Origin of the sequence: Bacteroides sp. 3_1_23 (genome assembly GCF_000162555.1) — a bacterium.
Lineage (GTDB): Bacteria > Bacteroidota > Bacteroidia > Bacteroidales > Bacteroidaceae > Bacteroides > Bacteroides ovatus.
Genome location: NZ_GG774953.1, coordinates 131531 through 142342 on the forward strand (window position 1 = coordinate 131531; position 10812 = coordinate 142342).

The following is a 10812-nucleotide window of genomic DNA, read 5'->3' on the forward strand; positions in this document are numbered from 1 at the left end:
TTGCAAATTGACAATACGAAGGAATAAAAATCCCTTGAACTTACAAAAGTTCAAGGGATTTTTTTATTACCGAATCGTTAGTGGTGCCACCAGGAATCGAACCGGGGACACAAGGATTTTCAGTCCTTTGCTCTACCAACTGAGCTATGGCACCTCGTGCTTGTTCGGTCCGGTAATATCTCTTTTGCGGTTGCAAAGGTAGTGAAACTTTTGGATTCTGCAAGTCTTATGGAAATAAAAAACACTGATAAAAAGTTAGTCGGCTAATTATCAGTGTTGTATAAGATGAAAAATATTTCAGGTATGTGATGAAATCTATTATTTATCTTCTTTTAATGGATTCCATCCCTGTGCTTTTAGTTCGAATTCTTGTCCATCACGGGTAATCAATGCACAGCCAAGTTCAGGTTTGGTAATATGTCCGATGAGACGAACTCCTTCCATTTGTGAAATTTTCTCATGATCGGCGATGGAAACAGTAAAGAGTAGTTCATAATCTTCTCCACCATTCAAGGCACAAGTCGTAAGATTCATGTTAAACTCTTCGGCCATAACAGCTGTCTGATAATCGATTGGGATATGCTCCTCGTAAACGCGGCAACCAGCATTGCTTTGTTTGCAGATATGCATCAGTTCTGATGACAGGCCGTCAGAAATGTCCATCATAGAAGTAGGGATTATATTGGCGGCTGCCAATTTCTCAATGATATCTTTGCGCGCTTCCGGTTTCAATTGGCGTTCTAATAAATACTCTTTGCCGGAGAAATCCGGTTGGACATCTTTATCACCTTGCAATACGACTTTTTCACGTTCCAAGAGTTGTAAACCCATATAGGCTGCCCCCAAGTCGCCGCTGACGCAGATCAGGTCAGTGTCTTTGGCTCCATTACGGTAAACTACTTTATCCTTGTCGGCATCGCCAATACAGGTGATGCTGATAGCAAGGCCTGTCAAGGAAGAAGTGGTATCGCCTCCCACAATGTCGACATTATATTGCTGGCAAGCCAGACGGATACCGGAATAAAGTTCGTCCATATCTTCCACGCTGAAACGCTTGGAAAGACCAAGAGATACCGTAATCTGCCGGGGAGTACCGTTCATGGCATAAATATCGGAGAAATTAACTACTGCTGATTTATATCCCAAATGCTTCAAGGGAACATAAGTCAGGTCAAAATGCACACCTTCCATAAGCAGGTCGGTTGTTACCAGTACTTGCTTTTCTGAAGGGTAGGAGAGAACGGCGGCATCGTCGCCCACTCCATATTTGCTGGATTCGTTTTCCAGTTTGATTCCCTCGGTGAGGCGGTCAATCAGACCAAACTCACCGAGAGATGCTATTTCAGTTCTCATAAATCGGGATGATTGTTTAGGCACGGTTGATAAGTTCGCGCATGATCGTGGTCATTTTCGGTTGAGCAGCGTCAGCGGCTTTCTGAACTTCTTCGTGTGTTACTTCTACGATTTTTCCTTCTACTCCTAAGTCGGTAATGACGGAAATACCAAAAACTTTGATACCACAATGGTTGGCTACGATAACTTCCGGAACGGTAGACATACCAACCGCATCAGCACCAAGGATATGGAATAATTTATATTCGGCAGGAGTTTCGAAAGTAGGACCTTGCGTACCAATATACACTCCGTGTTGTACTTTAATTCCTTTTTCTTTGGCAATCTCGTCAGCCTTACTAATCAATTCCTTGCAGTATGCTTCGCTCATGTCCGGGAAGCGAGGTCCGTAAGGGATATTTTTTCCGCGAAGCGGATGTTCGGGGAAATAGTTGATATGGTCAGTGATAATCATCAGGTCACCGATTTCGAAATCTGCATTTGTACCGCCACTGGCATTGGATACAAACAAGGTTTTGATACCTAATTCACGCATGACACGTACAGGGAAAGTTACTTCTTTCATCGAATAACCCTCGTAATAGTGGAAGCGTCCCTGCATAGCCATGATATCCTTATTGCCTAGTTTGCCGAAAATCAGCTTACCGCTATGACCTTCGACGGTAGATACCGGGAAGTTGGGGATATCCGAATACTTTATTTCATACTTCTCGGTGATTTCGTTTGCCAAACTGCCAAGTCCGGTGCCTAGTATAATAGCAGTTTCCGGACTGGTATGCATCTTACCTTTCAGATAAGCTGCGGTTTCTTGTATTTTCTCTAACATAGTCAATAATATGTTGGTTAAATTTATCTTGTTGATTTTGTAATATTTCAATTTCAATAGGCAAGGCGTAGATAAATGGTTTCAATTCCTTGTCCAAAGCCGGATGGTTAATCAGGCGTGTTGCATCTTTCTCGGTGGTAATAATCAACCGGTGTTCTCCTTTCAGTTTATGAAACCGTTCTTTGATAAGCTGTATATCCCGATGAGTGAAATTGTGGTGATCGTCAAACGATAGTAAATCTATTTGTTTGGTACAGCCTTCCAGTCTTTCGAGAATGGGAGCAGGTGAGGCAATTCCCGTCATCAATAATATATCAGTGTTTGTCAGTGAGGACAAAGCAACCTCATGGTTTGTCGAAATTGCATTTGTGTCCGGAGACATGGTAGGGAACACTGGTTGCAGGTTACCATACCGGAACGATGAGAAGAATAACTGTTGATATGGATAAAGGTTCAGCCGTTTCGTGATAATGTTATAATCAATAGGCTTGATGTCTTGCGGGCATTTGGTGACAATAACGATTTGCGCCCGATTCTTGCCGCTAATTGGTTCACGAAGCCGTCCTGCGGGGAGCAAAGTGTCATCACAGAATAATCGGTGATAATCCGTTAACAGAATACTCAATCCCGGTTTGACGTATCGGTGCTGGAAAGCATCGTCCAATAGGATAACATCTATTGAAGGCTTTTGCAGTGCAAGCAACTTTTCTATGCCATGACAACGCTTTTCATCGACAGCTACTGTGACAGACGGGAATTTTTGATGCATCTGGTAAGGTTCGTCGCCAATGCTTCTTGCCGTACTTTCCGGAGTTGCCAATACATAACCTTTCGTGTGCCGTTTATATCCCCGGCTTAATACAGCTATCTTATATTGATTACAAAGAAACTTTATCAGATATTCAGTGTGTGGAGTTTTTCCTGTCCCTCCTACAGCGAGATTACCCACGCTGATGATAGGTATATCAAAACTCTTTGATTGAAGAACTTCCCAGTCAAAGAGTTTATTTCTCATCATTACCACTGCTCCGTAGAGCCAGGAGGCAGGGTAGAGCCACTTATGTATCTTGATAAAGTGTTCGTCCATGTATTACGGTTTATTTAATATTCAGTTCGAACGGAATACGTGCCTGAATCATGGATTGTTCTTGCAGATTTTTCAGTAAACCGAATTGCTGGTAGTACTCGCCTAATTTACTTTTCAGTAATTGTGATTCTACATAATTCGTCGGTTTCGTATCAAGCAGGGAAGACAGGAAATCTTGTTTCTCCGGATAAGAGACAACGGTATAGCCTTCGATACCGGCTTTTGCAACAGCGATATCCAGTGCCTTGTCAATGCCACCTAATTCGTCTACTAATCCCAGTTCTTTAGCAGTTTCCCCAGTCCATACACGGCCTTCGGCAATCTTCTCGATAGCTTCCTTCGTCATGTGACGTCCTTCGGCACAACGAGTTACAAAGGTATCATATCCTTCAGTTATCATCATTTGAAGCAATGATTTCTCATCCTCGTTAAACGGACGCATGATATTTCCGAAATCAGCGAATTTATTCGTTTTTACGACATCATAACTTAAACCGATTTTATCAGTCAATCCTTTCACATTAGGAATCATACCGAAGATTCCGATAGAACCGGTCAGGGTAGTAGGCTCTGCAACAATCGTATCGGCAACGCAAGAGATATAGTAACCTCCTGACGCGGCATAATCACCCATAGAGACAATGACCGGTTTCTTTGTTTTCAGCTCTTTTACAGCATGCCAGATTTGTTCCGAGGCGAAAGCACTTCCACCTGGAGAATTGACACGGAGTACAACAGCTTTCACATCATCATTATCTTTCAATTTGCGCAGGTCACGAATTACTTTCGAACCGACAATCCCATCTTCGGAAGTTGCAGAGCTCGGATAGTCTGTAATTTCACCGGATGCATAATAAACAGCTACGATATTACCGCTTTTATCTTTCGGCACATTTTTCCTTACGTTCATCATGTCGCCCAATCCTAATATAGGAAGATTATCATCTTCATTGATCTCAACCAATTTCTTAAGATAATTGCGCACATCATTGCGGTAAATCAATGTATCAGCCAATCCGCATTTTACACTCTCTTCTGCCGGATAGAACATGAGCATACGATCTGCATAAACATTCAGTGAGTCTACAGAAATATTACGTGAAGTAGATACCCCTTCCGTAACCTGCCCCCAGATAGAAGTGATAAATGTGGTAACCTGTTCGCGGTTGGCAGGACTCATTTCCGTAGCAATAAACGGCTCTACGGCAGATTTGTAAGTTCCCACCTTGAACACCTGCATCTCAACTCCTATTTTTTGCAGCAGATCTTTGTAGAACAGGGGAGCAGAGGCGATACCCCGCCATTCAATCATTCCTTTGGGATTGAGCAACACCTTATCGGCTGCACTGGAAAGATAATAAAGTCCCTGCGTATAGGAGTCTGCATAAGCAATAACGAATTTTCCACTTTCTTTGAAGTCGAGCAGTGCGTTGCGGATTTCCTGCAAAGAAGCATAGGAGGTGCCTAATGAGTTTGCCTGTAGATAAATCCCTTTAATATTTTCGTTTTCTTTAGCCTTCTGGATAGAAGAAAGAATATCGTCCAGTCCGTACGTGTTAGATCCGTCACCCAACAACTGTGATAAAATACCCAGCGGATCTTCTTGCGTACGTTCAACCAACGTTCCGTTTAAGTCGAGCATCATTACAGAATTCTTTTTTACGATTGTTTCCGTGTCCGAAGCAGACATGATGCCAAACAACGTTACCATGCTGATTATAAATAATACAATACTTGACAAAATGATACCTGTCACCGTGGCAAGTGTAAATTTCAAGAAATCTTTCATTATACTTATTGTTTTTTGCGCCAGCTTGTTATTAAGCTAACAAAGATAAATAATTGAGTTGATATTTATTCAATAAGTCGTACGAATTTTTGTTTTATCACAGCGAATCCATATAAATAGGAACTTCCTTCATTTAAGATTTAAGTATATTTGTCTGTATCAAATCCTTTTAAATGAGAAGAAATCTCTAATTTTGTGGCACAACTATTAATACATTGAATAATACTATCATGAAAAAACTCACATCTATCCTTTTATTGCTCTTGTTTGTATGGACGGTACAAGCGCAAACTGCTCGTGAAGAGATCCGTACAAACCGGTATTTATCCGCTAATAATTATTATGCATATCCCACGCCTACTGCCAAGCAGACAGCTGCTCCTAAGGGGTACGAACCTTTTTATATCAGCACATATATGCGTCATGGTTCACGGTATTTGATTGATCCGAATGATTATCGTTTCCCCAAGCAAAACTTTATTAAAAGCCGACTCTTTAAACAAACTTACTGCAACAGGTAAAAACACACTGGATATTGTTTTGCGCATGGCTGATATGGCGGAAGGTCGTCTTGGTGAACTGACTTCGGTGGGAGCACGCCAACACAGAGGAATTGCAAAGCGTATGTATACTAATTTCCCACAGATATTTGCGGATGGAACAGAAGTGGATGCCCGTTCCACAGTTGTCATCCGGTGTATATTATCCATGACATCCGAATGCCTCCAATTGCAGGCGATGAATCCTAATCTATGTATCAAGAATGATGCAAGTTACCATGATATGTATTACATGAATCCTCCTGCTAAGGATTTGAGTAAAATAGCTAGTTCCGATAAAGTGAAAAAGGTTCAGAAAGATTTTGAGGCTACCCATGTACGTCCGGAACGGTTGATGAAAACATTGTTTACAGACGAAGCGTATGTAAAAGCAAACGTTGATGAAGCGCGCCTGATGAGACGTCTTTTTGATTTGGCTTGTAATATGCAGAGTCATGATACAGATATGCAGCTATATTCTCTTTTCACGGATGAAGAATGTTATGATCTATGGAGTTGTAACAACTTATATTGGTATCTGACACACGCTTGTTCTCCTGTAACGGATGGTTTGATGCCCTATCGGGAAGCCGACTTGTTGCGTAATATTTTAGATAGGGCAGATGCTGCTTTGAAAGAAGGTAAGAACCAGGCCACTTTAAGATTTGGTCATGAGTCTTGTCTGTTACCGTTAGTCGCTTTATTGGAACTGAATCATTATGGAGAATCTTACCCTGACGTAGAAAAGTTATCCGAACAATGGAGAGCGTATGATATTTTCCCGATGGCTAGTAACGTGCAATTCGTCTTTTTCCATAAAAAAGGAAGTAACGATGTATTGGTAAAAGTATTACTTAATGAAAAGGAAGCTAAACTACCGGTGAAAACAGACGTAGCTCCTTATTACCACTGGAAAGATGTAGAAAGCTACTATCGTGAAAAATTAGATAAATATCAGCATATATAATGCGACATTAACTTAACATTATTATATTTACCATGAGAAGAAAAACCCCTTTTATGGCTGCAACTCTGGCAGCAGGCTTGTTTTTTTATTCTTCTTGTACTCCGGCTGAAAAGACGGATACAAAAGATTATACTCAATACGTTAATACCTTTATCGGTGGCGCAGACAACGGGCATACATTTCCCGGCGCATGTTATCCTTTCGGTATGATACAGACCAGCCCTGTGACGGGTGCAGTCGGTTGGCGTTACTGTTCTGAATATGTTTATGAGGATTCTCTGGTTTGGGGATTTACACAGACACATTTGAATGGAACAGGCTGTATGGATTTAGGCGATATTCTGGTGATGCCGGTCACGGGTACACGTGTCCGTGCATGGGATGCTTATCGTAGTCATTTCCCTAAAGATAAAGAAGCGGCTACTCCGGGATATTACACCGCAGAGCTCTCTGATCCACAGGTAAAAGCGGAACTGACTGCCTCTATCCATGCTGCCCTTCACCGCTATACTTATCACAAGGCTGATTCTGCCTCTATATTGATTGACTTGCAACATGGTCCTGCATGGAGAGAAGAACAATATCATTCACAAGTTAATAGTTGTGAAGTGAACTGGGAAGATGCTCAAACACTGACAGGGCATGTCAATAACACGGTATGGGTCAATCAAGATTATTTCTTTGTGATGAAATTCAACCGTCCGGTAGTCGATTCACTTTATCTTCCGATGGGCGAAACAGAAAAAGGAAAACGCATCATAGCCTCTTTTGACATGCAGCCGGGAGACGAGCTGATGATGAAAGTGGCTCTTTCCACCACCAGCATAGACGGGGCTAAAAAGAATCTGGAAGCAGAAATTCCTGCCTGGGATTTTGAAGGAGTGAGAACTGCCGCCCACAATGAATGGAATAACTATTTGAGCCGTATTGAAATAGAGGGTACCGATGATGAAAAGACAAATTTCTATACTTGTTTCTACCACGCATTGATTCAGCCTAATCAAATTTCGGACGTAGACGGTATGTATCGTAATGCTGCCGACTCTATAGTAAAGGCTGGAACGGGTGCTTTCTATTCTACGTTCTCTTTGTGGGATACTTACCGTGCCGCTCATCCGTTTTATACATTAGTGATTCCCGAACGTGTGGACGGTTTTGTGAATTCTCTCATCGAACAGGGTGAAGTGCAAGGCTTCCTGCCTATTTGGGGATTGTGGGGAAAAGAGAATTTCTGTATGATTGGTAATCATGGCGTATCAGTCATTGCCGAGGCTTATCGCAAAGGATTCCGTGGCTTTGACGCTGAACGTGCTTTCAATATAATAAAGAAGACGCAGACTGTATCTCATCCGTTGAAGTCTGATTGGGAGGTTTATACGAAATATGGTTATTTCCCGACAGATCTGATAAAAGCAGAATCTGTATCTTCCACTTTAGAATCTGTATATGATGATTATGCTGCTGCCGATATGGCACGTCGTATGGGTAAAGAGGAAGATGCCGCTTACTTCGCGAAACGTGCTGACTATTATAAGAATCTTTTCGATCCGGAGACGAAGTTCATGCGTCCGCGCAAAGCTGACGGAACTTGGAAAGCTCCGTTTAACCCAAGTGCGTTGGCACATTCTGAAAGTGTCGGTGGAGATTATACAGAAGGAAATGCATGGCAATATACTTGGCATGTACAACATGATGTTCCAGGATTAATCCAGTTGTTTGGGGGAGAAAAACCTTTCTTGAATAAATTAGACTCATTGTTTACGGTTAAGCTAGAAGGTGAAAGTTTAGCAGATGTTACTGGATTAATCGGGCAATATGCTCATGGAAATGAGCCAAGCCATCATGTTACTTATTTGTATGCACTGGCTGGTCGTCCGGAACGTACACAGGAATTGGTTCGTGAAATATTTGATACTCAATACAAAAACAAACCCGACGGACTTTGCGGAAATGATGATTGCGGACAGATGTCTGCTTGGTATATGCTTAGTGCGATGGGATTCTATCCGGTAGATCCGGTAAGTGCGGAATATGTATTCGGTGCTCCACAGTTGCCGAAGATGACCTTGCATTTGGCCGATGGCAAGACTTTCACAATTATTGCGGAGAATTTGTCGAAAGAACATAAATATGTAGATAGTATTACATTGAATGGCGAACCATATACAAAGAAAACGATCTCGCATGAAGATATTGTAAAAGGTGGTACACTGGTGTATAAGATGAAGTAATAAATTCTCAAGCATTCTCACTGCGATGAGAAAAAATACTCATCGCAGTGAGAATTTTTTCTCATTCCTATGAGTATTTTTTCTCATAGTATTGAGAATTATCCCTTGTCAGAACATACGGAAACGGCGTTTTACACAGACTGAAACTACCTTTATTGCATAGTCCTACTCACCTCTATACGCTGCTTTTCAAACTTCTCATTATTGCTGTTGCGGTTACTAACCTCTTTACAGCGAATAGGTGCACTCATTTCAAGCAAGCGCAAAATCTCATTTAAAGATTCACCTTCAAAAGTCGCTTTATAGGAATACTTTCCTAGTTCGGCGTCTTTCAGAATAAATTCCACGTTATAAGTCTGTCCCAAACGCTTGAATACATATTCCAGCGGGTCATCTCTAAAAATGAGTATTCCATCTTTCCATGAGCACCATTTATAAGTATTGGTCTTATTGACGTTATATAGAGCAGTGCCTAGATTATAGTCAATCTTCTCTCCCGGTGAAAGGGAAATCGTCTTTTTCTGGTCAAGAGTGACTGCGACCTTTCCTTTTACTAACGTCACTGCTGCTACATGATCCGGAGCGTATGCGTTCACATTGAATGCTGTGCCGGTAGCTTCTACAGTCAGTTGTTTGGTTTTTACGATGAAGGGATGCTCTTTATCGGATTCTACTTCAAAATAGGCTTCACCCTGCATCGAAACAACTCTTTGCTTATCATTGAATTGAGTCGGATACTTTAAAGAACTTCCGGCATTTAGCCAAACCTTAGAACCGTCAGGCAGATTAACTACCGACCAAGTGCCATAAGGAGTGAATAACTCCTGATAAGTCTCTGCAATTTGAGAAGCGGGTTTAAAATAAAGATAAGCAGATAATATCAGTAAAGGAAGAAGTAAGATAGCTGCCACTTGCTGCCAATAGTGTAGGAAGGACAACTTTGGACGAACGGAAACCGGCTGGTTTTGATGGAGAATCTTCTCCATTACTTTTCTGTGCGCATTGTCCACATCTATCTCTTCCGGATTAAAAGCCGGGTGACTGACTTCCCACATATTCTTTTGTGATAGAAAGCTTTTATAGTTTTCGGGAGTAGCCGATATCCAATCATCCAGTACCTTTATTTCTTCTGGTGTAGCCTCTTTCGAGAGATATCTGGAGATTATAATTTCTATGTCTAAATCTTTATTTATCATATGCATTTTACCTTATATATAATAGACGTTTCAGAAAGAAAATCCCACATTCATTAGTGGAAAAGAAATAAAAAAAGTAGTAAATAAAAATCTTTTAATAAGATGCGGAGCTGCTTCAATGCTTTGCTGATACGTACTTCTACCGTTCTGACAGAGATATTCAGGCGATTGGCTATTTCCTGATATTTAATGTTTTCTAATCGGCTCATCTCGAACACTTCTCTTTCTTGAGGAGGTAATTGTTCCAATGCATTTTTAAGTTGCCGGCATAAATCAGAATACAGTATGTAGTTTTCTGTCGTATCTATATCTATAGAATCCGATTTAAGTTCGTAAGCAATGTGCTCATCTATAATCCTGCGATGGCGTAATTCGTCCAGACAGTAATTCCTGACCGCTTTCAGTAAATATGATTTTAGTGAGTTCTCAATTACCAATGATTTCCGGTCATTCCATAGTTTGAGAAAGATATTTTGCACAATATCTTCACAGGTAGATTTCTCCGGAATGTAAGTACCGCCAAACAATACCAAATCTTTATAATAAATATGGAATAGTCGGGTAAAAGCCTGTTTATCATCCTGTTTTAGTGCTATTACCAGAAAACGATCGTCGGAAGTCTGTTGTTGGATATTCGGCATAGTATTGTAGTAAAGGTTCTATTGTTGGGGGTAAAAATAGAAAGATTATTTGGTATAAACGATAGTTTGAAGAAAAAATAATGCAGATGAAAAAATAATGCGATATCCAATGTGGCTTTTATTTTTAGAAACGTCTTATTGATAGAAACGAGAGAAAAACACATTTATTAACCTTTAAATAAT

The 10812-nt window shown here is 40.9% G+C and carries 7 protein-coding genes, 1 tRNA gene and 1 pseudogene; 2 read left to right on the forward strand and 7 right to left on the reverse strand.

The annotated features are described in order from the left end of the window. Positions 1-81: 81 nt before the first annotated feature. From HMPREF9010_RS08945 to sppA, 5 genes are all read right to left on the reverse strand, one after another. Positions 82-154, reverse strand: a tRNA-Phe gene (locus HMPREF9010_RS08945). Between the two features lie 164 nt (positions 155-318). Next, positions 319-1353 carry a thiamine-phosphate kinase gene (thiL, locus tag HMPREF9010_RS08940; RefSeq protein ID WP_008649899.1) on the reverse strand — a complete coding sequence of 345 codons (1035 nt, stop codon included), beginning with the start codon at positions 1351-1353 and terminating at the stop codon, positions 319-321. Between the two features lie 16 nt (positions 1354-1369). Continuing rightward, on the reverse strand, positions 1370-2179 hold the full coding sequence (locus HMPREF9010_RS08935; RefSeq protein ID WP_004298940.1) for a purine-nucleoside phosphorylase: 810 nt from the start codon (positions 2177-2179) through the stop codon (positions 1370-1372). Next, positions 2136-3266 (reverse strand): tetraacyldisaccharide 4'-kinase, encoded by a 1131-nt coding sequence (gene lpxK, locus HMPREF9010_RS08930; RefSeq protein WP_008649900.1) that lies wholly within the window; start codon positions 3264-3266, stop codon positions 2136-2138. Before lpxK ends, HMPREF9010_RS08935 begins: the two co-directional genes overlap by 44 nt. A gap of 10 nt (positions 3267-3276) precedes the next feature. Continuing rightward, positions 3277-5055 (reverse strand): signal peptide peptidase SppA, encoded by a 1779-nt coding sequence (sppA, locus tag HMPREF9010_RS08925; protein WP_008649902.1) that lies wholly within the window; start codon positions 5053-5055, stop codon positions 3277-3279. 230 nt (positions 5056-5285) lie between these two features. Here sppA and HMPREF9010_RS08920 point away from each other — a divergent pair. Together HMPREF9010_RS08920 and HMPREF9010_RS08915 are read left to right on the forward strand one after the other, a co-directional pair. Continuing rightward, a pseudogene (locus tag HMPREF9010_RS08920) lies at positions 5286-6561 on the forward strand (histidine-type phosphatase). Positions 6562-6593: 32 nt separating this feature from the next. Beyond that, on the forward strand, positions 6594-8792 hold the full coding sequence (locus tag HMPREF9010_RS08915) for a GH92 family glycosyl hydrolase (protein WP_008649903.1): 2199 nt from the start codon (positions 6594-6596) through the stop codon (positions 8790-8792). Positions 8793-8944: 152 nt separating this feature from the next. On the opposite strand, the gene HMPREF9010_RS08910 is transcribed toward HMPREF9010_RS08915, so the two are convergent. Both HMPREF9010_RS08910 and HMPREF9010_RS08905 read right to left on the reverse strand, forming a co-directional pair. Beyond that, the gene (locus HMPREF9010_RS08910; protein WP_032852806.1) at positions 8945-9988 is read right to left on the reverse strand and encodes a FecR family protein; all 1044 of its coding nucleotides are present in this window, start codon (positions 9986-9988) and stop codon (positions 8945-8947) included. A 53-nt stretch (positions 9989-10041) separates the two neighbouring features. Next, a complete protein-coding gene (locus tag HMPREF9010_RS08905; protein WP_004298951.1) occupies positions 10042-10629 on the reverse strand; it encodes an RNA polymerase sigma-70 factor in 588 nt (195 codons plus the stop codon). Positions 10630-10812: the final 183 nt, after the last annotated feature.